The sequence below is a fragment of the Aequorivita sp. IT1282 genome (assembly GCF_058068205.1).
Genome location: NZ_JBYRHR010000001.1, coordinates 12,857 through 36,619, shown reverse-complemented (window position 1 = coordinate 36,619; position 23,763 = coordinate 12,857). Strand labels below are relative to the sequence as shown.

The following is a 23,763-nucleotide window of genomic DNA, read 5'->3' as shown; positions in this document are numbered from 1 at the left end:
AAAACTGTGAGGTTTATCAATGAAATTTTCAACAAAATTTAAAAATCAATCATCTAAAAAGATATTGCGAACCAATGCCGCGCAAAGCCCGCCGGCGATAGGTGCAACGATAAACAACCAAAGTTGCTGTAATGCCATTCCGCCAGCGAAAAGTGCAGGACCTAAACTACGAGCTGGGTTAACGGAGGTTCCTGTAATTGGAATTACTACCATATGAATCAATGCCAAAGAAAGACCAATAGCAAGCCCCGCCATCATTGGCGAAGTGTGTTTTGAAGCCGTGGCTCCAAAAATTACCATTAAGAAAAGAAATGTGAATGCAAATTCTGCAATCAATGCAGATTTCATATCGTATTCGCCCAGATAGCCGGGACCCCAACCGTTTGCTCCCAAGCCCCATTCGGGCATTGAGAATCCAGTGCTTCCAGTAGCTAAAACATACAGCAACCCAGAAGCAGCCACGGCTCCAATACATTGAAAAACAACGTAGCCAACAGTGTCTTTAGCAGATAATTTTCCAGCAGCTAGCATTGCTATGGAAATTGCTGGGTTAATATGGCATCCAGAAACTGGGCCAATGGTATAGACCATCACCAATACAGCAAAACCAAAGGCTAATGAGATACCCAACAACCCGATTCCGGCTGGTCCAGAATGGGTTACGCTGGCAATAGTTGCTGCGCCACAGCCAAATAAAACTAAGGCAAATGTGCCGAGTGCTTCGGCGAAATACTTTTTTGTAGAATTCATTTTCAATAATTTAAGAGGTTAGAATACTTAAAATTAAGAAAATGAAAACCTTATAAAAGGATTGTTAAAAAGGAAGGATTAAATGTTGATAACCAATCAAGTTCTGTCAGAATTTAGCCACTTCGGAACCTCGGGCCTCTTAAATTCCTTCATTTTTTTTAATAGATTCAAAGGATTGGAATCTACTAAAAGCAGGCTGTAGTTATCCATAGAAAGAAAGCCTTTGCGCACCATGGTTTCAAGCATTTTTATAAGATCGTTGTAGAAACCATTAATATTCAATAGACCAATTGGTTTTTGATGTAAACCAAGCTGAAGCCAAGTTATTATTTCAAAAAGCTCTTCTAAGGTTCCCATGCCGCCCGGAAGCGCGATAAAGCCATCGCTTTCTTCCTGCATTTTCATTTTGCGTTCGTGCATGTTTTCAGTGGTAATAAGTTCTGTAAGGCCTAAATGAACCACTTCTTTTTTCTTTAAAAAATTTGGGATTATACCAATAACACTTCCTTTATTGTCTAAAACGCTTTTGGCTATTTCGCCCATCACTCCTATTTTTGCAGCGCCGTACACTAAAGTAATTTTACGCTCGGCAAAAATTCTACCTAATTTTTTGGCAGCATCGGTTATGGCAAGATCGTTGCCATCGCTACTTCCGCAGAAGACACAGATTTTTTTTAATTCGCTCATAAAATTTTATTAGTATTTCCGATTGTTATTTCCGCCGAATGGGTGCCTTACAATTTTTATAAAGCAGCCGGCATGTAATTTAAAGAGAGCATTTCAACATTCGGTCTTTTCCGAAAATGTCCTTTTTTACTTCAATATTTTTAAATCCTTCGCTTATTAAAAGCGCGGTCAATTCTTCACTAAGGTACTCATTAATCTCGAAAAAGAGTTTTCCGTTGGGTTTTAAATGGTTTTTCGCCAGTTGGGAAATCGCGCGATAAAACAACAACGGATCGTCATTACTAACATACAACGCCGACTCTGGTTCATACTTTAAAACGTTTTGCTGCATTGCTTCTTTTTCCAATTCGCGCACATAGGGCGGATTTGAAACAATTATATCGTAATGCTTTGGAAGCGTTTCGGTTTTTAAAATATCTGTCTTAATGAATGTTACTTCAGCAGTATTTATTTCTGCATTTTCACGAGCAATCATCAATGCTTCTTCGGAAATATCCAAAGCAGAAACTTCAGCATTTTGAAGATTTTTCGCAAGTGAAATAACAATACAACCACTACCAGTGCCAATATCTAAAATCCCCCTTGCCCCCGAAGGGGGAATTTCCGTGAGTATCCACTCAACTAATTCTTCCGTTTCGGGACGGGGAATTAGGGTGTGATTATTCACTTTGAAAGAAAGCCCGTAAAATTCGGTTTCACCAATTATATATTGAATTGGCTCATTATTTTTAAGTCGAAGTAATGCTTTCTGAAATTTTTTAGAATCTTCTTCAGAAACATTCTTTTCAGGATTTAAAGCGATTTCTATTCGGGTAAGACCCAAATATTCTTCCGTAAGAATATTGAAAAAAGATTGCACCTCTTCCGAAGGATATAATCCTAAAAGGAAGTTTTGAAAGCTTTTTTTGAGTTCTATTATTTTCATTAAACGGAGTTTAAAACCTATAAAGTGGTCGGTGGGCACACCTCGCAGTTTATAGCGTTTTCAGCATATGCACTGGGCAAGAATAATGGCCTGTGTCGCCCATAGCGGCGTCTATATATTCAAAACCGGCTTGTTTGTATAGTTTTTGGGCGTGCGTCATATAATCCATAGTTTCCAGATATATTTCTTCAAACCCAAATTCGCGTGCTTTGGTTACACAAAACTCCATCATTTGTGCGCCTACGCCTCTACCTCGGGCTTCGGGCAAAAAATACATTTTTTGAAGTTCGCAAACGTTGCCATCAAAATTATCTAATGGCGCCACGCCTGCACCGCCAATTATAGTATCGTTTTCTTCCACCACAAAATAAACCGCTTTGGGTTTTTGGTAGGTTTCAAACATGCAATCCAAAGCCGCATCGGCATAAGCGGTACCTACTTTTGGCACGTTAAAATCTACTAAAACGCTACGTATTACTTTGGCGATTTGCGGATTGTCCTTCTTTTTTATAAGTCGAATAATTGGTGTGTCCATTCTAATTAAATCCTTGTATTTTTACGCGGTGAAGATACACGAAAAATATATGATGCGCTGCATCCAACTAGCCAAAAACGGACTGGGAACCACCTATCCAAATCCGTTGGTGGGTAGCGTCATTGTTCATAATAATGAAATTATTGGCGAAGGCTGGCACTACAAAGCTGGGCAAGCCCACGCCGAAGTAAACGCCATTTCCAGCGTACGCAAAACCAAGGTTTTAAAGGAAGCAACAATCTATGTTAGTTTGGAACCTTGCAGCCATTTTGGGAAAACGCCGCCCTGCGCCAATTTACTTATTGAAAGCGGCATTAAAAAAGTGGTGATTGGAAGTTTAGACCCAAATCCGAAAGTAGCTGGCCGTAGTATTAAAAGATTAATGGAAGCCGGTTGCCAAGTTATTGTAGGCGTTTTAGAAAACGAATGCAACGAATTAAATAAACGTTTCTTCACTTTTCACCAGAAAAAAAGACCTTATATTTTTCTGAAATGGGCACAGTCGGTTGACGGTTTTATTGCTCCAAAAAGTGAAACTCGAAACAAAACAAAACCCGTTTGGATTACAAATGAATTTTCACGGCAACTCGTCCATAAAATGCGAGCGGAGGAACAGGCTATTTTAGTGGGAACAAACACGGTTTTGCAAGATAATCCTTCGCTTACGGTTCGGGATTGGGCTGGAGAAAATCCAACGCGGATCGTGATTGATAGAAATTTAAAAATTCCGCAAGATTTATCAGTTTTTGATGCAAGTTCCAAGACGATAGTTTTCAACGAAAAGGAAAGCAAAACTTCAGAAAACCTAGGTTATGAAAAAGTTGATTTCTCTGAAAAAATTACGCAGCAAATCTGCAACCTACTTTTCAAAAGAGAAATTCAATCAATTATAATTGAAGGCGGTGCAAAAACGCTTCAAACATTTATTGATGCCAATCTTTGGGATGAAGCCTTTGTATTTAACGGAAGCACAAGCTTTGGAGAAGGTATTAAAGCACCTAATTTTGAAGGAGAATTTATTTCAGAAGAAAAAATAAAAGACGACACATTACGAATTTTTAAAAACCCTAACTCTTGATAGCGTTAGTGCTCAGCATTCTTTCATCCACAATGATTTTTGTGGTTTTTAAACTGTTTTCTAAGTTTAAAATCAATACAATGCACGGCATTGTTTTCAACTACGTAACAGCTTGTTTTTGCGGCATTATCTTTCAAAAGGATTCGGTAGATTTCGCTTCAATTCCAAATTACAATTGGTTTCCGTTCGCCTTGGTTTTGGGCGCACTATTTATAACCGTTTTCAACTTAATGGCAATAACAACACAACGTAGCGGACTTTCAGTAGTTTCTGTAGCCACAAAAATGAGCGTTGTTATTCCCATCATTTTTGGGTTGGTTTATTATAATGAGAGCTTAGGTGTATTAAAAATTATCGGAATTATCTTGGCTTTGGCCTCTGTTTATCTAGCTTCCATAAAGACCAAAGACGGAATTAAAATAAAACCTTCAAATTTCATCTTTCCAGTTTTAGTTTTTCTGGGAAGTGGTTTTATAGACACTACCATAAAATATCTGGAAGGCGAATTTATTGCCGAAAACGACATCCCTATTTTTTCAGCGACAATTTATGCAATGGCTGGCATTATCGGGTTTGTTATTATACTTTTTCAGGCGAGTAAAGGGAAATTTAAATTTCAGTTTAAAAACGTGATTGGAGGAATTGCTTTAGGAATTCCAAATTATTTCTCCATCTATTTCTTGGTGCAGGCGCTGCGCAGTGGTATTTTTGACAGTTCGGGCGTCTTCACCATTAATAATGTGGCTATTGTTATGATTTCAACTTTGTTGGGAATTTTACTTTTTAAGGAGAAATTATTATTGAAAAACTGGATTGGAATTGCATTAGCAGTTATTAGTATATTTTTGATTGCTTTTGAAAAATTTTAGCAATCTGATAAGTTTTTAATGCGCTGGCTAACAAAATATAAACACGAATTTGGAGATTGAAAAAGACACATATAAAACAATTTTAAAGCCTTCAAAAGAGGTTCTTTTTAAGGAAAAAGGAAGCAAATTTTTTGGATATGCCTTTCCTGTAACTTCAGAAGAGGACACTAAAGAATTTATTGAAAGCCTTAAAAAACAGCACCATAGCGCACGGCATTGGTGCTACGCGTGGCAACTAGGCAAAAGCTATGAACACTATCGCGCTAATGATGACGGCGAGCCTTCAAATAGTGCTGGTATGCCCATCTACGGACAGCTTCAATCTTTTGATGTCACCAATATTCTCGTTGTAGTAGTTCGTTATTTTGGAGGCACAAAACTCGGTGTTGGTGGCTTGATTCAAGCGTACAAAACTACTGCTCAAATGGCTTTGGAAACTTGTAGAATTGTAGCACGTACTATCGATGAAACATTTCAGCTAAAATTTGAATATCCTGAAATGAATATCGTTATGCGAATTGTAAAAGATGAAGACCTAAAAATCATAGATCAAAAAATGGAATTGAATTGTGAATTCAAAATTTCAGTGCGTAAAAATGACGCCGAACGAATATTTAATTTGTTCGAGAATACTTACAAAGTGAGTATTAAACGATTAGAAAATTAACTACTCTTCGTTCAGCTTTTCAATAAGATAATTGGGTGCTTTTATTAGCTTTTTTGTCGCACTATTTATAAAAACTAAAATAGTAGTGGCCGTTACCAAAAGTTGTTTGGACTCATTATAAATTTCATATTGAAATTCAATTTTCACCCCCGGCATTTGCTTTAAAGATGTCTTTACGGTAAGTAAATCGTCGTAAAAAGCAGGCTTCTTATAATCAATACTGAAATGTACAACAGGCAAATGTATATCATTGGCTTCCATCCATTTATATGAAAACCCAAGCTCCCGAAGCCATTCGGTTCTGCCCTGCTCTAAGTACTGTGCGTAGTTACCGTAGTAAACCACACCCATTTGGTCGGTTTCACCATAACGTACTCTAATTTGTGTAAGTGTATTCTTCAAAGTTTTGTGTAGATTAAAGAAAGTTTTTTTGTAGTTTTATCCAAAGGGAAGTATGGCGAAAAAAAACTAATAATTCAACCCCTAACTGGTTTTTTTTATAACTTTTTTGTTCACATATTTGCACTGTTAATAAATAGCACGGAATTACTCCCTCCCCTATTTTTTGGCCATACCTTTTTAAACAAAAAAACACAAATTTTAACTATGAGCAAAACTGCGGAATCGGTTTGGAACAATTGTTTGGCTTTTATCGAAGATAACATCACTTCGCAGGCATTCAAAACTTGGTTCGAACCCATCAAGGCGGTTAAGCTAACCGACAATGCATTGAGCATTCAGGTACCGAGCAAGTTTTTTTATGAGTGGCTCGAAGAACACTATGTTAAAATATTAAAAGTTGCACTTACAAAGGAATTGGGTACCACTGCTAAATTGGTTTACATCATTAGAATGGAAAACACTTACGGCAATAAACAACCTTTTACTGAAAAAATTCCGAGCGCAAACCGAAGCAATCTCCGATCGCAAGACGTTGATGTTCCATTGAAAAACAAAAGTCCGGAACTTAAAAATCCGTTTGTAATTCCTGGAATTCGCAATGTAAAAATTGAGTCGCAACTTAATCCCAATTATAATTTTGAAAGTTTCCTTGAAGGCGAATCGAATAGATTAGCTCGCTCGGCAGGCTTAGCAGTTGCTAACAAACCTGGCGGAACTTCATTCAACCCATTGCTTATTTTTGGTGGTGTTGGTTTAGGAAAAACGCACTTAGGGCACGCAATTGGTGTTGATATAAAAGATAAATATCCCGAAAAAACGGTGCTTTATATTTCTGCGGAAAAATTTACCCAGCAATATATTGAATCGGTTAAAAAGAACAATCGCAACGACTTTATTCACTTCTATCAAATAATAGATGTGCTTATAGTGGACGACATACAATTGCTTTCTGGAAAAGCTGGAACACAGGATGTTTTCTTCCACATTTTTAATCATTTACATCAAAACGGCAAGCAGGTTATTTTAACCAGCGACAAAGCCCCAGTAGATATGATTGATATTGAACAGCGCTTGCTTTCTCGTTTTAAATGGGGCCTTTCTGCTGAATTAAATCACCCAGATTACGATACTCGTGTCGCTATTATAAAAAACAAATTATATCGCGATGGTGTGGAAATGCCAGATGATATTGTAGAGTTTTTGGCGAATAATATAAAAACAAATATCCGCGAACTTGAAGGCGCAATAATTTCATTAATTGCCCATTCATCTTTCAACAAAAAAGAAATAACGATAGAGCTTGCTCGCAAGATTGTTGATAACTACGTGAAACACACCAAACGTGAAGTTTCTATAGATTATATACAAAAAGTGGTGAGCGATTATTTCCAAATGGATGTAGATACATTGCAGTCAAAAACACGAAAAAGGCATATTGTTCAAGCGCGTCAATTAGCTATGTTTTTTGCGAAGAAATTCACAAAAGCTTCCCTTGCTTCTATCGGTTCTCAAATTGGGCAACGCGATCACGCAACAGTACTTCATGCTTGCAAAACAGTTGATAATCTTTCAACTACCGACAAGCAATTCAGAAAATACGTTGAAGACCTTAACAAAAAGTTGACACTCTAGTCCTTCTCGATTCTTTACTTTTAGCACTATTAACTCAAGATTTTTCGAAAATGCAAACGAGAATATTAATGGTCTGCCTCGGCAATATCTGCCGTTCTCCTTTAGCCGAAGGAATTTTAAAATCTAAAATCGATACCTCAAAAACATTTGTTGATTCTGCCGGAACAGGGCATTGGCACGTTGGTGATCTTCCCGATAAAAGAAGTATTGCCATCGGTAAACGTTATAATATTGATATTGCCAATCAACGCGGAAGACAATTCAGTGCAGAGGATTTCGAAAATTTCGATTTGATTTACGTAATGGACAATAGTAATAAAGACGATGTGTTGGCTTTGGCTGAAAATGATTCGCAAAGAGAAAAGGTTAAACTAATTCTCGATGAAATTTTTCCAGGTGAAAACGTTGACGTTCCCGACCCTTACTTTGGCGTTGAGAATGGTTTTGAAAATGTTTTCAAAATGCTCGATGAAGCTTGCGATCAAATTGCGCGTAGACTTTAATGCATTATTTCGTCAGTTTTACTTATATTTAATTCTTCACTTAAAATTGGCCATGAAAAACGTATTCATCCTCCTGTCTTTCCTTATTTTTTCAACTTTAATGTTTTCCCAAGATGTAAGCATTGAATTGTTTAAGGATAACTTTGATCAACCTTTGAGCTTACAACATGCAAATGATGAGCGATTATTTGTAGTTGAAAAAGGTGGAAAAGTTAAAGTCATTCAAGCTGACGGAAGCGTGAATGTTACCCCATACATAGATATTTCGGCACAAATTTCAACAAATAGTGAACGCGGCCTGCTAGGCATGGCATTTCATCCCGACTATGCGAACAACGGCTATTTTTATGTGAATTACAGCAATACCAGTGGCGATACTCAGGTTTCTAGATTTTCAGTAAGTACTGGGAATCCCGATTTGGCAGACCCCAATTCAGAATTACCTCTTTTAGGCTATTCTCAGCCTGCTTCCAATCATAATGGTGGTAATCTGGCATTCGGACCCGATGGCTATCTTTATATCGCTTCTGGCGATGGTGGTGGCAGTGGCGATCCAAATGATAGAGGCCAAGACTTAAATTTTCTTTTAGGAAAAATACTGCGGATAGATGTTAACAACCCTTCGGGAGGAAATAATTATGGCATCCCTGCAGATAATCCATTTGTGGGAGACCCAAATGCGTTAGATGAAATCTGGGCCTACGGTTTGCGAAACCCATGGCGCTTTTCATTCGATTTTACTGAAAACAATATTTGGATTGCCGATGTTGGCCAAACCAGTAGAGAAGAAATAAATAGAGTTAATGTAACCGAAGCCGGATTAAATTACGGCTGGAGATGTTACGAAGGAACACAACCGTTTAATACACAAAACTGCCCACCGCAGTCTGAAATAACTTTTCCGTTGGCTGAATATACCCACGCTGGTGGCAATTGCTCTATTTCGGGCGGTTACGTTTACAGAGGCACTGTATATACTGATATTTCTGCACTTTACTTTTTTGCAGACTTTTGCAGCGGACTAATCGGCACAGTTGACGATGCTGGAACTTTAGTGGAACACGGCACTTTTACAGGTAGTTGGGTTTCTTTTGGTGAAGACGTGCATAAAGAGCTTTACATTATAGATTTTAACGGCTCTATTTATAAAATTAAAGGTGGCGAAACTGCAAGTACTGAAGATTTTTCAATTGAAAATACGCTGAGTATGCTTCCAAATCCTGCTTCGGAAAATGTTTCTTTTAGTTTGAAAAATGAAGTGCTTAGTAATATTTCACTTTACAATATTCGCGGACGTTTGGTTATTTCCGAAGAAAATATTTCAAGCAGTGAAAAAACAATTTCAATTTCAAAATTAAACTCGGGAATTTATTTCGCAAAAATTACTTCGGCAAAAGAGCAAACTACCGTTAAAAAACTAATCGTTCAGTAATATTTAATGACTTCAAAAAAAGGAAATTTATACCTTATTCCCTGCCCCATGGGTGATGTTCCGCCATTGGCAGTACTCCCTATTTCAGTAAAAAAGGCAGTTGAAAGAATAGACCACTACATAGTGGAACACGAAAAGAATGCGCGCCGATTTATAAAAAGCATTGTTCCCGAAAAGAAACAACCTACGCTAAAATTTCAGGAAATAAATAAATTCACCCAGCCAGAAGAAATTCCTGCTATGCTCAATCCATGTTTGGAAGGTTTTGACGTTGGCGTTATTAGTGATGCTGGTTGCCCAGGAATTGCAGATCCTGGAGCGAGAGCGGTGCATTATGCGCACGAGTTTGATATTAAAGTGGTGCCGCTCGTGGGACCGTCTTCAATTTTATTGGCTATGATGGCTAGTGGCTTTAACGGGCAGAATTTTGCCTTCAACGGTTATTTACCCATTGATAAAGGTGAACGAAAAACAGAGCTGAAACGTTTGGAAAAACTTTCTAAAGACTTAGACCAGTCTCAACTTTTTATTGAAACTCCGTACCGCAATAATCAAATGCTACAAAGTTTGATAGAAAACCTCAACCCACAAACACATATTTGTGTGGCTTGCGATATAACATTGCCTACAGAATATATAAAAACTGCGCCGGCCAGTTTATGGAAAAAAATAAAGGTGGACCTTCATAAAAGACCCACCTTATTCATTATTCAAGGATAAAATTTACATCACCCTTGGTCGCTTGTTTGCAACAATATGCGAAGTATCATAACCTGAAAACTTACTTAAGTAATAACGAATTGAAGTGCCATTTGCATCTTCAAAACGATTTTCGCCTGCGCTTCTAAGAAATTTTTTCACATTACCAGCACCTGCTAAATGCGCAGCGGCTAGAATTCCTGATTCAGTAACTTTTACGCCACCAATGGTTTTGCCTGAATAACGCTTAATGTCTCTGCGAAGCACCCATTTGTTTAATGAGGTGTAAGCTAAGAAAGCAGCTTCTTGCTGACGCGTATCGTATAGAAAATTATCAGTGTTCTTAAAACCTATCATTCTCAAGGTTGAACGTGAAAACTGATATTTGCCCATATAACCGTAATCATTTACGATATTGTAATCGCCTCTTGATTCTTTAAAACCAAGGGCTTCTTTGAATCCTACATAGGATTTACCCAAAAACAAATAAAATTTCGGGGTCACAGGAACTATTAAAGGGGTTAGTTCAATTTCTGTGGGAACGTCGTAATATAACTCCAACCCTTCCGTGCTAAACGCTGAAAGATCGTGGCCATCTTTTGAAATGAAACCTGTCCCTACTAGTACGGTAACAACAAGTAATACTGCAATTAGATATATTCTTTTTTTCATTAGGTTTAAAATTCGGATATAGAATTACATCCTCGTTTCAGCGGGCAAAGATAGTTCTTTTTTTAATAATCTGATTTGTAGGGTGTTAAATTAATATTAATAAAAAACCAGGCTTGTCAACCTGGTTTTTCTTAATAATTATAATGTCGCTCTGGCGTTGTTGTCTGGGAGTATTTCTGAAACATCGTAATCAATGAAACGTTTCATATATCTTGTTATAGGTACATGATTTGCGTCTTTAAAAACGGTTTCTCCATTGCTATCCAGAAATTTTTTCACATTTCCGGCGCCTCCCAAATGTGCTGCGGCCAAAAGGCCCGATTCAGTTATTTTAACACCGTTTATTGTTTGACCATTAAATTCATCAATATAATCTCGAAGTACCCATTTGTTTTTAGAAATCAAAGCTTCAAAAGCCTTTTCCTGCAACAAAGGGGAATTTAAAAATCGGGAAGTATTGTAAATCCCAACCCAATTAAGGGTAGAACGGCCAAACTGGTATTTGCCTAAATAACCCAATCTGTTCACAGCTCTGTAATTTCCACTGCTTTCCTTAAAGCCGAGGTCATAACAAAAACCAAGGAACGACTTCCCAAGAAAGGGAACACTATCTTGAGAATTCAAATTCACTTCATAATCGTAAGGAACATTGGCAACGCTCCCTACAGTATCTGTAGCGAATATAGAACTGCTGTAATCTACTTTTTCAGAAGTAAATGCCATTGCAGTAAAAACTGCAACAGACAGCAGCGCAGACAATTTCATAAAACGTTTTGTCATGTTTTACTTAGTTTTAAATTATAATTATCGCGCCATCGCTTTGTGCGAGACGAAATAAATTTTTAGTAATGTAAACACACATTTTGGCGAACAAAAGTTCGCCGCGCTATATGAAAATATTGTGCCAAAGAACGACTGACTATCGTAATTTAGATTGATAGTCAGCATTTTATAAATGATAAGATAGTATAAATATAGCGAACAGCTGCGGGGTTAACATTATTTAACCCGCTAATAGAAGTAGTTTTAACAAAAATTGAAGGAGACTTCGGTTACCTTTTTAACCCTTGATTATTCACCCAACGCACATATTCGGCTTTGTTTACGTTGTGTTGCGCTAAGTTTTTAGCGAATTTGTGGTAACCAAAATTAGTAACATCTGCCACAAAGTAGTAATAATCGTGCTTTTCAGGATTTAGCACGGCATCGATGGAAGATATATCTGGCATTGTGATTGGTCCCGGTGGTACGCCTGCATATTTATATGTATTGTAGGGCGAATCTAGTTCCAAATCTACATAGAGCACTCTTTTAATAATTTGGTTGTAATCGCCACTTTCACGTTTCAGTGCGTAAATAACTGTGGGATCTGCTTGCAGTAACATCCCTACTTTCAATCTATTTATATACACCCCCGCCACGCGTGCACGCTCGTCTACTTTGGCAGTTTCTTTTTGAACAATTGAAGCCAATGCCATCACCTCTTCTTTTGAAAGGTTTATTTTTTGTGCTTTTTCAATTCTAGCTTCGTTCCAAAACCGTTCGTACTCGGTTTTCATTCGGCTTCTAAAAGTTTCGGCAGAGCTATTCCAGTAAAATTCATAGGTATTCGGAATATACATAGCAAGCGCTGTTTCATCGTTCAAACCTACTTCCTTTAAAAATTCGGGACTGCGCATTGCTTTCAAAAGTGAAACACTGTCAGCTTCAATTTGATTCGAAATATGACCCGCCAAATCCTCCAATCGTTCCTGATTATTGAATTTTATATTTATTGGAATATTCCTGCTTCGCAATGTATTCACAATATCATTATTCGTCATTCCCTTTGTTATTATGAAATGACCCGGCTTAATATTCGAAGTATATTGCTTTTGGTTCGCTATCGTATTAAACGATTCAATATCTCTCAGAAGAGGCTCTAATTCTTCGGTTACATCGTTTAAAGTTGCATTAGTGGGAATATATATATGTGCTTCCTTATTATTGAATGCAGTATTTCCCGTAAAAGCAGTATTGTAAACATACCACGCAAAAGCACCCATTGCCACAGCACCGAGCAATACAACAGCTATTAATATTTTCTTTATATACATTTTTTGAAATATGAATTCAGAATTATGAATTTTGGATTAATTGATAAAAACATTCACTTTTGTAATTTCTTTCGGAAAAAACCCAGTCTTTTTTAACGCCACTTTTTTCAAAACCAGCTTTTTCGAACAACTTTATACTTGCTTCGTTTTCTTCTGTTATTCCCGCAAATATTTGATGCATATTTAAGTGGGCAAAAGCATAATCGCAAGTAAGCTTTAGTGCTTCCGAAGCTAATCCTTTTCTTTTATTCTCTTCGGAAAAAATTACGATGCCAACCCCTACTCTGCTGTGTTTAGGCTCAAAATCGAAAAGATCGATAAATCCAACTTGGGTTTCGTCTTCACTTTTACAAATAACGAGACGTAATTGTTTTACATCGTAAATATCGCGGTGACTATTTTCTAGATATTGCTTCAGAATAAATTTTGAAAATGGAACTGTGGTATTGCTCACTTCCCAAAGCGATTCAGTGTTTTCCAAATAATATAGAAAATCCAGATCTGAAGGTTCCAAAGCTCGTAAAAATATATTTTCTCCTTTTAGTGTTTTCATTTCCAAATTCCTTTAAAAACCTGCGTTGCGGGTCCTTCCAAATATACATTTTTATAACTCGAATCTTCTTTATTAAAACGCACTTGCAATTGACCGCCGGGAGTATTCAGAATCACCTTGTTCTCAGAAGTTTTGCCAGTTTCGAACATTGCAATGGCAACTGCGGTAACGCCTGTGCCGCACGATAAAGTTTCGTCTTCAACGCCGCGTTCGTAGGTTCGAACCGAAAAAATGGCACCGTCTTCCTGTTCTACAAAATTTACATTGGATCCTTCTTTGCCATAAATTTTATTTCGAATTGCTCTTCCATTAATGAAAACATCAAAATCTGGAAGCTGTGCCACCATTTCAACGTGATGCGGCGAACCGGTGTTTAAAAAAGTGAAGTTTTCTGAAACATTTATATTTTCAACATCGTTCATTTTTAATGAAACCCAATCATTTCCAACCGTGGCTCTGTGCATTCCATCAACGGCTTCAAAAGTTGTTTTTTCAGAAATAATTCCGAGAAATTTTGCAAAATGCACAATACACCTTCCGCCATTTCCGCACATAGAGCTTAGGTTGCCGTCGCTGTTATAATAAACCATTTTGAAGTCTGCCGTAGCATGTTTTTCTAACAATAGCAAGCCGTCAGCACCTACGCCAAAACGGCGGTCGCAGATTTTGGCAACGAGATTAGTATCTTCCTTTGGGAAAAATTCTTCGCGATTATCGATAATCACAAAATCGTTTCCCGTGCCTTGATATTTGTAAAAAGTGAATTCCATAGTCGGACAAAGATATAAAAAGCCACTACGAGTTAGGCTGAAGTTTTGACGTTAAATACAAGTTAAAACCCAATTTGTGGCATACTATTTTCAAGCGTAACTAGTTAAATTTGTAGAGGTATTAAAAATATATTTCTTCAGAAAAAAGTTTTTCATCTCCATCTTCTATGGATCGAAAGGCTAAAAACAGTTTAAAATGCAAAACTTAAGAACGAAGTTTTCATATTATAATAAAGTAGTATTAATTAAAATTTTTTACAATGAAACAAACAGTTAGTTTATTTCTAGTAGCGCTTTTTGCGGGCGCCATCACGCTTGGAGGTTACAAACTCATCGAAGAAAAAGATGTTATTCCTTTTACCTCTTCAGAAAAAACCAATTTTATTCCAACAACCTTTTCTACGAACGGAGCCGAAATGAATACTGATTTCACCGATGCTGCCGAGAAAACAGTGCACGCCGTGGTTCACGTAAAAAACACCACCGTAAGCAGACAACCCACTAATATTATGGAATATTTTCAAGGTGGCGGACAACCCAAAGCTATGGTTGGCAGTGGTAGCGGCGTAATAATTTCGCCAGATGGTTATATTGTTACTAATAATCATGTAATTGCGAACGCGACTAACCTTGAGGTTACACTGAATAACAATAAAACATATACCGCAAAACTTATTGGCACAGATCCAAATACTGACATTGCCCTTGTGAAAATTGATGGCGATGAGGAATTTCCATACATTCCTTTTGGCGATTCAAACAATGTGAAGATCGGCGAATGGGTGCTTGCGGTGGGAAATCCATTTAATCTAACCTCAACAGTTACCGCTGGAATTATTAGTGCGAAAGCGCGCGATTTAAACCAATTTGATGGAAATTCGCAATCTTTTATTCAAACCGATGCAGCCGTAAATCGCGGAAATAGTGGCGGCGCTTTGGTAAATACTCGTGGCGAATTGATTGGGATAAACACTGCTATTACTTCGGAAACGGGAAGTTATGTTGGTTATTCCTTCGCCGTGCCATCCAATAACGCTCGAAAAGTAATTGAAGATATTTTAGAATATGGAAACGTTCAACGTGGCATTTTAGGCATTCAAGTGGGGAATATAAGTCCGCAACTTGTAGAAAAATACGGAATCAACGAAACCCAAGGCGTATTTGTGGGCGGAATTGAAAAAGGAAGCGGCGCCGATAAAGCTGGCTTAAAAGAAGGCGATATTATTAAACAACTGGATGGTTATAAGGTTGCCAAATTTGCTGATTTGTCTGGTTATTTGGGCTCAAAACGGCCGAAAGATGTAGTTGAAGTAACTGTACTTCGCGATGGAAAAGAAAGAAAAATTCCTGTAAAACTTATAAAGTTAGAAACTTTCTCCATTGATGATCTTGGCGTGGAAGTGAAAAATATTACTTCAGAAGAATTAAAAGCGAGAGGTCTTAAAAACGGGGTTATGGTTACGCGCGCCCTTTCTCCCGAAGTGGCTCGTTATAAATTAGAAGGAATTATAATCACTAAAATTAACGACGAAGCAGTTAATGATATAGACGACGCAAAGCGAATTATGAGCCAGCGCGACTATCGCACGCCTATAAAAATGACTTTTATGGATAGTGCCGGAAATATCAATTCATTTATATTTAGGTAAAATTGATATTATATTTATTCTAAACGCTGCTGAAAATCAAAACTTTCAGCGGCGTTTTTATTTTAGGTTTTTATTTCCCCAAGACGATGAAAATAAGTATTTTTGCGCCAAATTTTAACGCTCTCCTCGTACTTCTACTTGCTAAGCATTAAAGAATACGCGGACCTAAAAAATCTATCCTTATGAGTTTTGATGACGTTTATGAAAAAGAACTGTCTTTTCAAACTGACCGCCGAAAAGCTTCAGTAGAATTTATTAAAATCATTAGCGACCTTTGGTACGACAAGTCCATTGAACTGGTACTTTTCCGCAACCAACTTATAGACCGCAATGTGAGTGAAATTTTGAACCTTCATGAATATGCAGGTGAATTCGTTCAAAAACCAATTTCAATTTTCGATTCTGTGGAAATTGCGCAGGCAATCAAAACTTTGGATCTTCCGCCAGCAAAACTGGACATCGGGAAACTTACGTATGAATTCCATTTGGAAGACGATAAGTATTCAAATGCTTTGGCTTTCGTTTCAGATAAATTGAAAAATGCCAAGGAAGCAAAAACAGTAGTTCCAAAAGACGTAGTGCTATACGGTTTTGGCCGTATTGGGCGTTTATTGGCTCGTGAGCTTATGACCCGAACTGGAGGGGGCAATCAACTTCGCCTTCGTGCTATTGTGGTTCGTGGTAAAATGGATCAGACCGTTTTAGACAAAAGAGCTTCATTGCTTCAGTACGATTCTGTTCACGGAGATTTCCCTGGAACTGTACGTACAGACCTTGAAAACAGTGCGTTGATTATTAATGGAACTACCGTTCACATAATTTCAGCAAACAATCCTGAAGACATAGATTATACAAAATACGGAATTGACGATGCGTTAATTATTGATAACACCGGTGCTTTCCGCGATGATAAAGAATTAAGCCGCCATTTAAAAGCGAAAGGTGCGGCAAAAGTATTGCTTACCGCTCCTGGAAAAGGCGTTCCAAATATCGTTCACGGTGTAAACCAAAACGAATACGATCCAAATACGGTCGATATCTTCTCGGCAGCCTCTTGTACTACCAATGCCATTACACCTATTTTGAAAGCCGTTGAGGATACCTACGGAGTAGTTCGTGGGCATTTGGAAACAATTCACGCCTATACAAATGACCAGAATTTGGTAGATAATATGCACAGCAAGTACCGTCGTGGTCGTGCTGCAGCATTAAATATGGTAATTACTGAAACTGGTGCTGGAAGCGCCGTTGCAAAAGCATTGCCTATTTTAGCAGGTAAACTTACCAGTAACGCGATTCGTGTTCCTGTTCCAAACGGTTCATTAGTGGTTTTAAATCTTGAGGTAGCAAAACCAACTTCAAAAGATGATATTAACGCTACAATGAAAAAATACGCTTTGGAAGGCGATTTGGTAGAGCAGATTCAATATTCTATGAATAATGAATTGGTTTCTAGCGATATCGTTGGTTCTTGCTCACCTTCTATTTATGACAGCAACGCTACAATCGTTACCGAAGATGGAAAAAATATCGTACTTTATGTTTGGTACGATAATGAGTACGGTTACAGCCACCAAGTAATTCGCTTGGCCAAGTATATTGCACAAGTTAGACGATTTACTTATTACTAGTAATTTAGTATTTTAATGAAATAGGAAAAATCCTGTTGCCGTGGCAGCAGGATTTTTTTATATTTGAAAACTCATAATTTAACATTTCTTTAATAATGTCGTTCCTACTTAAAAACAAGTTTTCGATTCTCTTCCTACTTTCCATTTTCACCTTCATTTCCTGTTCAAAAGACAGCGATGATCCCGTACCAACCGAAATAACTGTAACAACGGCTGACTTTTCAATAACAATAGATGAAAACCCTACCAATGGTCAATCCATCGGAACCGTTCATGGAAGCAGCAATCAAGGATCGGTTTCTTTTTCAATTTCAGAACAAAATCCGACTGGAGCATTTACTATTGATGCAACTTCGGGAGAACTTAAAGTTGCTGATGAAACGCTTTTTGATTTTGAAACAAATCCAACAATTACGGGAATGGTGCAAGTAGCTAATGGCGCTGTTTCTAAAAATGCTTTAGTTAATATAACTCTAAATGATGTGAATGAAGACAATATATTTGACGGTAATGTTGTGCTTAATACTCAAGCAGAGGTAGATGAATTTGGCTCGCATAATTATATTGGAATTACTGGCTATTTAATTATTGGTTACAATTTAGGTTCAGATGATTCAAACATTGACAATTTATCACCGCTTGAAGCATTAACATTTGTGGGTGAAGGAATAATCATTGCAAATAATAGAAATTTGCAAAGTCTTACAGGTCTTGATAATCTTTCAGAAATAGGCGGTAGCCTATCATTATACGAAAACCCGGTTTTGACTGATCTTGAAAGTTTACACAATGTAATAACAATACACATAGACCTCTCTATTTACCATAATGATTCTTTGACAAATTTAAATGGTTTAAACAATATTTCATCCGTAGAGCGAGATTTAACAATACAAGCAATTCCAGTTGTAAATTTGGATGGTCTACATAACATAATATTTCTTGGTGGATCTTTAAACCTTTCATTCAATCCATTTTTAGATAACATTGACGCACTCTCAATATCCGGCAGAATTCAAGGTAGTATTGATATTCTAAACAATCCTGTTTTGGTCAACATCGATCCGCTACAAAACATGTTCGGGAGTGCTAATGTAATTCGTATTATCAATAATGAATCACTATTAAATTTGAACGGCATAAAAAATATTGGACCAGTCCAAAATCTTTTTATTACAAACAACTCATCGCTATTGAACTTGTTAGGACTCGAAAGAGTTACCAAAATTGCAGACCATGGAGATATAAGAAATAATGAAAACTTAATAAGTTTGAACGGATTGGAAAATTTGTTGGAAGTCCGACAATTTTTGACAATCCAACATAATTCAAATCTAGTGAATTTATGTGCTTTAACTAATTTATGTGTATCTGGTACAATTGAAACACTTTCCATATCAGGTAACGCCTACAACCCCACAAAACAAGACATTATAGACGGCAATTGCAGTCTTTAAAAATTAAATAATGAATAGACTTTTAACAATCAAAATATTAATAGCATCAATTTTTTTCACCTTCATTTCCTGCTCAAAAGACAGCGATGATCCAAACCCTACTGAAATAAATGTAACAACTTCAGATTTTTCAATAACAATGGATGAAAACCCTATCAACGGACAAGTTATTGGAGCCGTGCAAGGAAGTACCAACAACGGCTCGGTTAGTTTTTCCATCACCGAACAAAATCCAGCCGGCGCATTTTCTATTGATGCAGCTTCTGGGGAACTGAAAGTTGTTGATGAGACATTTTTTGATTTTGAAACTAATCCAACTATTTCTGGGACAGTTCAAGTCGCTAGTGGCGCTGTTTCTGAAAATGCTTCGATTACAATTACTTTGAATGATTTAACTGAGGAGAATATTTATGATGGGGATGTAATTTTAAGATCGTAGCAAGAAGTAAACGATTTTGGAGCTAATAATTATACTCAAATTAACGGTTTTTTAGTGATTGGAAAACTAGAAAACGAAGGTTATTCTAACATAACTGATTTAACTCCGCTTCAAAGTTTAAAAAATATAAACAGTTTTTTTCAAATTAAAAATAACGCTGTCTTAGTAACCACAAATGGACTTAATGTGGACTTTATATCGGGGATTTTTGTGATTTCTAATAATAGCTCTTTAGAAAGTGTAATAGGGCGAAATAATATAACTTCACTTTCAGTTTTGAGCTTATTTAATAATGATGTATTGTCGGATCTTTCCGGGTTGAACCAGATTGTTGAAATTCAACATACTTTAGGACTTGGGTTCTGCCCAGAAATTACAAATCTTGATTGGGCAAATAATATTTCAAGAGTAGAAGCTATAAGCATTAGTAATTGTCACGCACTCACCAATATAGATGGGTTGAGTAATTTAACTAATATTAATCTTGGATATAGTCATATTTCAATATCAGAAAATAATAGTCTTCAAAATTTGAATGGATTGCAAAATCTGAGTGATACTCTTATATTTTTAGAAATAAGAAGTAACCCTTCTCTTATAAATATTGATGGGCTATCAAATACAAATTATTTAAGAAATATAATTATCAATAACAATGACTCACTTGAAAATTTGGATGGACTTACCAGTGTTACTTCTCTTGGGCAAGGAGGTTTAAGTATTACATATAATAATACTCTTCGAAATATTGAAGGGCTTATTAATTTGGATCGTGTAGATGGAAATATAGGTATTACCGGCAATGAAAATTTAATAAGCTTAAATGGTTTAGAAGCACTATCTCATATGGAAGGTATAGGCATTACTAAAAACACCAATCTTATTGATTTTTGTTCTTTAAGAAATATTTTAACGATAGAACCAAATACTAATTATCAAAGTTATAATAATGCCTACAACCCTACCAAACAAGACATTATAGACGGCAATTGCAGCCTTTAAAAACTAAATAATGAATAGACTTTTCACTTTCAGAATTATAGCAGCAACTATTTCTTTTACATTTATTTCCTGTTCAAAAGACAGTGATGACCCAATTCCACAAGGAACTGAAATAACAGTAACAACGGCTAACTTTTCAATAACAATAGATGAAAACCCAACCAACAGCCAATCAATTGGAACCGTTCAAGGAAGCACCAATGACGGCTCAGTTACTTTTTCAATTACAGAACAAACCCCTTCGGGAGCATTTACTATTGATGCAACTTCGGGAGAATTGAAAGTTGCCGATGAATTGCTTTTTGATTTTGAAACTAATCCAACAATCACGGGAGTAGTGCAAATAGCTAATGGCACTGTTTCTGAAAATGCGTTAGTTACAGTTACGTTGAATGATTTGGATGAAGAAAATGTTTATGAAGGTGATGTTTTTTTAAGATCTCAACAAGAAGTAGATGATTTTGGAGCTAATAATTATACTAGAATAAACGGGTATTTAGTAATCGGTAAACTGGAAAGTGAAGGCTATAGCGATATTACAGATTTAACCCCCTTGCTTTCTTTAAAACATATAGAAGATTATTTATATATTCAATATAACGGTGATTTAACAACCACACACGGCCTAGAGAACCTTTTATATTTAGGAGACTATTTTGCCTTATTACACAATCCTTCGATGGTTAATCTGGTAGGCTTGAACAATATCCAAACTTTAGCTGGATTTTTAGCTATCGATGATAATCCAGCTTTAACCAATCTGGAGGGCCTTTCGAACATCACAACTGTTTTGGAGGGCGTAACAATAGATCGAAATGACAGTCTCCAAAATTTAGATTGGTTAAATAATCTATCCGCTGTGTCTGGCAATTTAAATATTTCGTTTAATTCATCCCTAACAAATATTGACGGCTTATCGGGCTTAGTTCATTTAGAAGGAAGTATTAGTATTGGTGGGAATGAATCATTAAATAATTTGTCTGGTCTTCAAAATTTAACGGGATCAGTCTTAGGTTTACATTTAGGCGGGAATTATGCCTTAAGAAGTTTAAGAGGCATAGAAAATATCACATTTACGGGAGGAATTAATTTTACCAATAACCCATTATTAGAAAGCTTAAATCCTCTGGTTACCAGTGCAACCTTAAGTGGAGGTGTAACGATTAGAAATAATGATTCATTACAAGATTTAAATGGCTTAAACAATATTAGCAGTATTGGTGGGCAATTAGATATATTAAATAATGATGGACTTACTAGTTTAAATGGATTAAATAATTTATTATTCATTCTGTTTCCTATTAGCATAAAAGACAACACTGCACTTGTTGATTTTTGTGCCTTACAAAACCTCTTTATAAATGGTAGTAGTAATAGCTACATAGCAGCTTTCAACGCCTATAACCCCACAAAACAAGACATCATAGACGGCGACTGCAGTCTTTAAAAACTAAAAGACTATAATTTCTCTGCGTCCTTTGCGCCTCTGCGGTATACTTTCTCCGCAATCTCGCAAAGGACGCTGTGTTTTTTATGACTTCATTAACTGAAAAATCCCCTACTTTCAATCAAATTTGTTGAAATTATTTAGCTTTAAAAATGTCTGAATTAAAAAAGAAAAGAGGCTTCAAAAAGAAACGTTATACAGTTCCTATTATAATTTTAATTCTTCTCATCGCTTTTCGGTTATACCTTCCCACACTTGTAAAAAATAATATAAATAAAATTTTGGCAGACATTCCTGGCTATTACGGGCAGGTTGAAGATATAGACATTTCCCTTTATCGCGGAGCTTATGTAATTAATGGTATGTATCTTAATAAAGGTACTGCAGAATCGCAAGTTCCGTTTCTCAGTTTTCCAAAAAGTGATATTTCCATCGAGTGGAAATCGCTCTTTAAAGGTAAAATTGTAAGCGAAATAATAATGACGAGCCCCGAAGTTATTTACGTTTTTGAAGACCAAAAGGAAGAAAGTGGCGATGCAAATGTAGATGATTGGACCAAAGCGTTAACTGAACTTGTACCTATAGATATTAACCATTTTGAAGTCCACGACGGTAAAGTGGCATTTGTACAGCTTTCCGCAGAGCCCAATATCGATTTACAAATAGATAAACTAGAACTCACCGCCGATAACCTTCGCAATGTTGTAGAAAAAGGCCGCATTCTCCCCTCACCCATTCGCGCCACAGGCGTTTCAATTGGCAATGGAAAAGTTGCTCTGGAAGGAAATATGAATTTGGTGAAGGAAATTCCAGATATGGATCTTTCCTTTTCACTTGAAAATGCAGATGCAACCGCTTTAAACGATTTCACAAATTATTACGCAGGCCTCGATTTTAATAAAGGCATATTTAGTATTTATAGCGAAGTTGCCATAGCAGACGGCTATATGGTTGGCTATGTAAAACCACTTTTAACCGATACTAAATTGATAGGAAAAGAAGATGGTTTCCTTGAAATTTTATGGGAAGGCTTTGCTGGTTTTTTCAAATTTATCCTGAAAAACCAAGGCACAGATACGCTTGCCACAAAAGTGCCATTCGAGGGCGATTTAACTAGTGTTGAAGCTGGTGTTTGGCCAACAGTTATTAATATTTTTGGGAATGCTTGGATTAAAGCATTTACAGGCGATGTTGATAATGATATCAATTTTAAAGATGCCCTTAAAAGTGAAAATCTTACCCGCGAACAAAAACGCGATCTTCGAAAAAAAGAGCGCGAGCAACGAAAAAAAGAACGCCAAGCAAAGAAAGGTTAGTTATAAATTATTTTATATGAAAGTAATTACAGCAACAATTTCAAATCTCGAACAACTCGTACCTTTATTTAATGGTTATCGTGTTTTTTATAAACAAGCTTCAAACTTTGAAGCAGCTTGGGCGTTTCTAGAAGAAAGATTCATAAAGCAAGATTCTATAATATTTCTGTGTTTAGATTCGTCTGATAACGCATTAGGTTTTACACAACTCTACCCAAGTTTTTCTTCAGTTTCTATGCAACGAACCTATATCTTGAACGATTTATTTGTTATTTCAGAAGCAAGAAAACAAGGCGTTGGCAAAGCGTTGATGGAACGCGCAAAGCAGTTCGCTATAAAAGAAGGTAGCAAAGGAATCACTTTAGAAACTAATGCCGACAATCCCGCCCAAACGCTTTATAAAAAACTAGGTTGGAAAAATGACGTTCACGTAAATCATTATACTTGGGAAGTATAATATGTTTCAATTAGCGTATTTTTACCTTTTAAACTTTATTGCATTGGACCATCTCACCAAACTCTAAGAACTTCTAAATGGAGTTAACTACGTAA

25 protein-coding genes are annotated in these 23,763 nt (G+C 36.6%); 15 read left to right on the top strand and 10 right to left on the bottom strand.

Features of this window, described 5'->3' with window-relative positions; translation table 11 throughout:
• Nucleotides 1-45: 45 nt before the first annotated feature.
• The 4 genes from AC3RVG_RS00175 to AC3RVG_RS00160 form a co-directional block, all read right to left on the bottom strand.
• Nucleotides 46-750: an MIP family channel protein gene (locus AC3RVG_RS00175; RefSeq protein ID WP_489689404.1), complete on the bottom strand. Its 705-nt coding sequence runs from the start codon at nt 748-750 to the stop codon at nt 46-48.
• A 96-nt stretch (nt 751-846) separates the two neighbouring features.
• Nucleotides 847-1,437 (bottom strand): LOG family protein, encoded by a 591-nt coding sequence (locus tag AC3RVG_RS00170; protein ID WP_489689403.1) that lies wholly within the window; start codon nt 1,435-1,437, stop codon nt 847-849.
• A gap of 79 nt (nt 1,438-1,516) precedes the next feature.
• A complete protein-coding gene (gene prmC, locus AC3RVG_RS00165; RefSeq protein ID WP_489689402.1) occupies nt 1,517-2,362 on the bottom strand; it encodes a peptide chain release factor N(5)-glutamine methyltransferase in 846 nt (281 codons plus the stop codon).
• A gap of 49 nt (nt 2,363-2,411) precedes the next feature.
• On the bottom strand, nt 2,412-2,897 hold the full coding sequence (locus AC3RVG_RS00160) for a GNAT family N-acetyltransferase (protein WP_489689401.1): 486 nt from the start codon (nt 2,895-2,897) through the stop codon (nt 2,412-2,414).
• A 28-nt stretch (nt 2,898-2,925) separates the two neighbouring features.
• On the opposite strand from AC3RVG_RS00160, the gene ribD reads away from it, so the two are divergent.
• From ribD to AC3RVG_RS00145, 3 genes are read left to right on the top strand one after another with little or no spacing between them, the layout of a single operon-like run.
• Complete coding sequence (gene ribD / locus AC3RVG_RS00155) at nt 2,926-3,975, top strand: bifunctional diaminohydroxyphosphoribosylaminopyrimidine deaminase/5-amino-6-(5-phosphoribosylamino)uracil reductase RibD (protein ID WP_489689400.1); 1,050 nt, start codon at nt 2,926-2,928, stop codon at nt 3,973-3,975.
• The gene (locus AC3RVG_RS00150) at nt 3,972-4,844 is read left to right on the top strand and encodes an EamA family transporter (RefSeq protein ID WP_489689399.1); all 873 of its coding nucleotides are present in this window, start codon (nt 3,972-3,974) and stop codon (nt 4,842-4,844) included. The genes ribD and AC3RVG_RS00150 overlap by 4 nt, the downstream gene beginning before the upstream one ends.
• A gap of 49 nt (nt 4,845-4,893) precedes the next feature.
• Nucleotides 4,894-5,511, top strand: a complete 618-nt coding sequence (locus tag AC3RVG_RS00145) for an IMPACT family protein (protein WP_489689398.1) — start codon at nt 4,894-4,896, stop codon at nt 5,509-5,511.
• Here AC3RVG_RS00145 and AC3RVG_RS00140 read toward each other — a convergent pair whose 3' ends face one another.
• Nucleotides 5,512-5,913 carry an acyl-CoA thioesterase gene (locus tag AC3RVG_RS00140; RefSeq protein ID WP_489689397.1) on the bottom strand — a complete coding sequence of 134 codons (402 nt, stop codon included), beginning with the start codon at nt 5,911-5,913 and terminating at the stop codon, nt 5,512-5,514. It abuts the gene before it with no gap.
• 204 nt (nt 5,914-6,117) lie between these two features.
• Here AC3RVG_RS00140 and dnaA point away from each other — a divergent pair, with 204 nt between their 5' ends.
• The 4 genes from dnaA to AC3RVG_RS00120 are packed head-to-tail and all read left to right on the top strand — an operon-like array spanning nt 6,118 to nt 10,200.
• Nucleotides 6,118-7,545, top strand: a complete 1,428-nt coding sequence (gene dnaA / locus AC3RVG_RS00135; protein WP_489689396.1) for a chromosomal replication initiator protein DnaA — start codon at nt 6,118-6,120, stop codon at nt 7,543-7,545.
• A 50-nt stretch (nt 7,546-7,595) separates the two neighbouring features.
• A complete protein-coding gene (locus AC3RVG_RS00130) occupies nt 7,596-8,048 on the top strand; it encodes a low molecular weight protein-tyrosine-phosphatase (protein WP_489689395.1) in 453 nt (150 codons plus the stop codon).
• Between the two features lie 52 nt (nt 8,049-8,100).
• Nucleotides 8,101-9,480 carry a PQQ-dependent sugar dehydrogenase gene (locus AC3RVG_RS00125; RefSeq protein WP_489689394.1) on the top strand — a complete coding sequence of 460 codons (1,380 nt, stop codon included), beginning with the start codon at nt 8,101-8,103 and terminating at the stop codon, nt 9,478-9,480.
• 6 nt (nt 9,481-9,486) lie between these two features.
• Nucleotides 9,487-10,200, top strand: coding sequence for an SAM-dependent methyltransferase (locus AC3RVG_RS00120; protein ID WP_489689393.1), 714 nt, complete (start codon nt 9,487-9,489; stop codon nt 10,198-10,200).
• Between the two features lie 3 nt (nt 10,201-10,203).
• Here the strand turns inward: AC3RVG_RS00120 and AC3RVG_RS00115 are convergent, their stop codons facing one another.
• The 5 genes from AC3RVG_RS00115 to dapF all read right to left on the bottom strand — a co-directional run bounded on the left by AC3RVG_RS00115 (nt 10,204) and on the right by dapF (nt 14,270).
• On the bottom strand, nt 10,204-10,851 hold the full coding sequence (locus AC3RVG_RS00115; protein ID WP_489689392.1) for a peptidoglycan-binding protein LysM: 648 nt from the start codon (nt 10,849-10,851) through the stop codon (nt 10,204-10,206).
• 138 nt (nt 10,852-10,989) lie between these two features.
• Nucleotides 10,990-11,631 carry a hypothetical protein gene (locus AC3RVG_RS00110; protein WP_489689391.1) on the bottom strand — a complete coding sequence of 214 codons (642 nt, stop codon included), beginning with the start codon at nt 11,629-11,631 and terminating at the stop codon, nt 10,990-10,992.
• Between the two features lie 272 nt (nt 11,632-11,903).
• Nucleotides 11,904-12,947, bottom strand: coding sequence for an endolytic transglycosylase MltG (gene mltG, locus AC3RVG_RS00105; RefSeq protein WP_489689390.1), 1,044 nt, complete (start codon nt 12,945-12,947; stop codon nt 11,904-11,906).
• Between the two features lie 22 nt (nt 12,948-12,969).
• Complete coding sequence (locus AC3RVG_RS00100; protein WP_489689389.1) at nt 12,970-13,500, bottom strand: GNAT family N-acetyltransferase; 531 nt, start codon at nt 13,498-13,500, stop codon at nt 12,970-12,972.
• Complete coding sequence (gene dapF, locus AC3RVG_RS00095; RefSeq protein ID WP_489689388.1) at nt 13,497-14,270, bottom strand: diaminopimelate epimerase; 774 nt, start codon at nt 14,268-14,270, stop codon at nt 13,497-13,499. The genes AC3RVG_RS00100 and dapF overlap by 4 nt, the downstream gene beginning before the upstream one ends.
• Nucleotides 14,271-14,530: 260 nt before the next feature.
• On the opposite strand from dapF, the gene AC3RVG_RS00090 reads away from it, so the two are divergent.
• The 8 genes from AC3RVG_RS00090 (at nt 14,531) to AC3RVG_RS00055 (ending at nt 23,668) form a co-directional block, all read left to right on the top strand.
• The gene (locus AC3RVG_RS00090) at nt 14,531-15,919 is read left to right on the top strand and encodes a trypsin-like peptidase domain-containing protein (protein WP_489689387.1); all 1,389 of its coding nucleotides are present in this window, start codon (nt 14,531-14,533) and stop codon (nt 15,917-15,919) included.
• 182 nt (nt 15,920-16,101) lie between these two features.
• Nucleotides 16,102-17,550 carry a glyceraldehyde-3-phosphate dehydrogenase gene (locus AC3RVG_RS00085; RefSeq protein ID WP_489689386.1) on the top strand — a complete coding sequence of 483 codons (1,449 nt, stop codon included), beginning with the start codon at nt 16,102-16,104 and terminating at the stop codon, nt 17,548-17,550.
• Nucleotides 17,551-17,645: 95 nt separating this feature from the next.
• Nucleotides 17,646-19,007 carry a cadherin repeat domain-containing protein gene (locus AC3RVG_RS00080; RefSeq protein WP_489689385.1) on the top strand — a complete coding sequence of 454 codons (1,362 nt, stop codon included), beginning with the start codon at nt 17,646-17,648 and terminating at the stop codon, nt 19,005-19,007.
• Nucleotides 19,008-19,017: 10 nt separating this feature from the next.
• On the top strand, nt 19,018-19,446 hold the full coding sequence (locus AC3RVG_RS00075) for a cadherin repeat domain-containing protein (protein WP_489689384.1): 429 nt from the start codon (nt 19,018-19,020) through the stop codon (nt 19,444-19,446).
• Between the two features lie 54 nt (nt 19,447-19,500).
• A complete protein-coding gene (locus tag AC3RVG_RS00070) occupies nt 19,501-20,448 on the top strand; it encodes a leucine-rich repeat domain-containing protein (protein ID WP_489689383.1) in 948 nt (315 codons plus the stop codon).
• Between the two features lie 10 nt (nt 20,449-20,458).
• A complete protein-coding gene (locus AC3RVG_RS00065) occupies nt 20,459-21,895 on the top strand; it encodes a cadherin repeat domain-containing protein (protein WP_489689382.1) in 1,437 nt (478 codons plus the stop codon).
• Between the two features lie 152 nt (nt 21,896-22,047).
• Nucleotides 22,048-23,211, top strand: coding sequence for a DUF748 domain-containing protein (locus AC3RVG_RS00060; protein ID WP_489689381.1), 1,164 nt, complete (start codon nt 22,048-22,050; stop codon nt 23,209-23,211).
• 16 nt (nt 23,212-23,227) lie between these two features.
• Nucleotides 23,228-23,668: a GNAT family N-acetyltransferase gene (locus AC3RVG_RS00055; RefSeq protein ID WP_489689380.1), complete on the top strand. Its 441-nt coding sequence runs from the start codon at nt 23,228-23,230 to the stop codon at nt 23,666-23,668.
• Nucleotides 23,669-23,763: the final 95 nt, after the last annotated feature.

What these genes read in the sequence shown, in the direction of transcription:
- AC3RVG_RS00075 (WP_489689384.1), top strand. Translation starts at nt 19,018, where the DNA reads ATGAATAGACTTTTAACAATCAAAATATTAATAGCATCAATTTTTTTC.
- AC3RVG_RS00100 (WP_489689389.1), bottom strand. Translation starts at nt 13,500, where the DNA reads ATGAAAACACTAAAAGGAGAAAATATATTTTTACGAGCTTTGGAACCT.
- AC3RVG_RS00090 (WP_489689387.1), top strand. Translation starts at nt 14,531, where the DNA reads ATGAAACAAACAGTTAGTTTATTTCTAGTAGCGCTTTTTGCGGGCGCC.
- AC3RVG_RS00175 (WP_489689404.1), bottom strand. Translation starts at nt 750, where the DNA reads ATGAATTCTACAAAAAAGTATTTCGCCGAAGCACTCGGCACATTTGCC.
- dapF (WP_489689388.1), bottom strand. Translation starts at nt 14,270, where the DNA reads ATGGAATTCACTTTTTACAAATATCAAGGCACGGGAAACGATTTTGTG.
- prmC (WP_489689402.1), bottom strand. Translation starts at nt 2,362, where the DNA reads ATGAAAATAATAGAACTCAAAAAAAGCTTTCAAAACTTCCTTTTAGGA.
- AC3RVG_RS00130 (WP_489689395.1), top strand. Translation starts at nt 7,596, where the DNA reads ATGCAAACGAGAATATTAATGGTCTGCCTCGGCAATATCTGCCGTTCT.
- AC3RVG_RS00080 (WP_489689385.1), top strand. Translation starts at nt 17,646, where the DNA reads ATGTCGTTCCTACTTAAAAACAAGTTTTCGATTCTCTTCCTACTTTCC.
- AC3RVG_RS00160 (WP_489689401.1), bottom strand. Translation starts at nt 2,897, where the DNA reads ATGGACACACCAATTATTCGACTTATAAAAAAGAAGGACAATCCGCAA.
- dnaA (WP_489689396.1), top strand. Translation starts at nt 6,118, where the DNA reads ATGAGCAAAACTGCGGAATCGGTTTGGAACAATTGTTTGGCTTTTATC.
- AC3RVG_RS00065 (WP_489689382.1), top strand. Translation starts at nt 20,459, where the DNA reads ATGAATAGACTTTTCACTTTCAGAATTATAGCAGCAACTATTTCTTTT.
- AC3RVG_RS00110 (WP_489689391.1), bottom strand. Translation starts at nt 11,631, where the DNA reads ATGACAAAACGTTTTATGAAATTGTCTGCGCTGCTGTCTGTTGCAGTT.
- AC3RVG_RS00115 (WP_489689392.1), bottom strand. Translation starts at nt 10,851, where the DNA reads ATGAAAAAAAGAATATATCTAATTGCAGTATTACTTGTTGTTACCGTA.
- AC3RVG_RS00125 (WP_489689394.1), top strand. Translation starts at nt 8,101, where the DNA reads ATGAAAAACGTATTCATCCTCCTGTCTTTCCTTATTTTTTCAACTTTA.
- AC3RVG_RS00085 (WP_489689386.1), top strand. Translation starts at nt 16,102, where the DNA reads ATGAGTTTTGATGACGTTTATGAAAAAGAACTGTCTTTTCAAACTGAC.
- AC3RVG_RS00060 (WP_489689381.1), top strand. Translation starts at nt 22,048, where the DNA reads ATGTCTGAATTAAAAAAGAAAAGAGGCTTCAAAAAGAAACGTTATACA.
- mltG (WP_489689390.1), bottom strand. Translation starts at nt 12,947, where the DNA reads ATGTATATAAAGAAAATATTAATAGCTGTTGTATTGCTCGGTGCTGTG.
- AC3RVG_RS00170 (WP_489689403.1), bottom strand. Translation starts at nt 1,437, where the DNA reads ATGAGCGAATTAAAAAAAATCTGTGTCTTCTGCGGAAGTAGCGATGGC.
- AC3RVG_RS00055 (WP_489689380.1), top strand. Translation starts at nt 23,228, where the DNA reads ATGAAAGTAATTACAGCAACAATTTCAAATCTCGAACAACTCGTACCT.
- AC3RVG_RS00120 (WP_489689393.1), top strand. Translation starts at nt 9,487, where the DNA reads ATGACTTCAAAAAAAGGAAATTTATACCTTATTCCCTGCCCCATGGGT.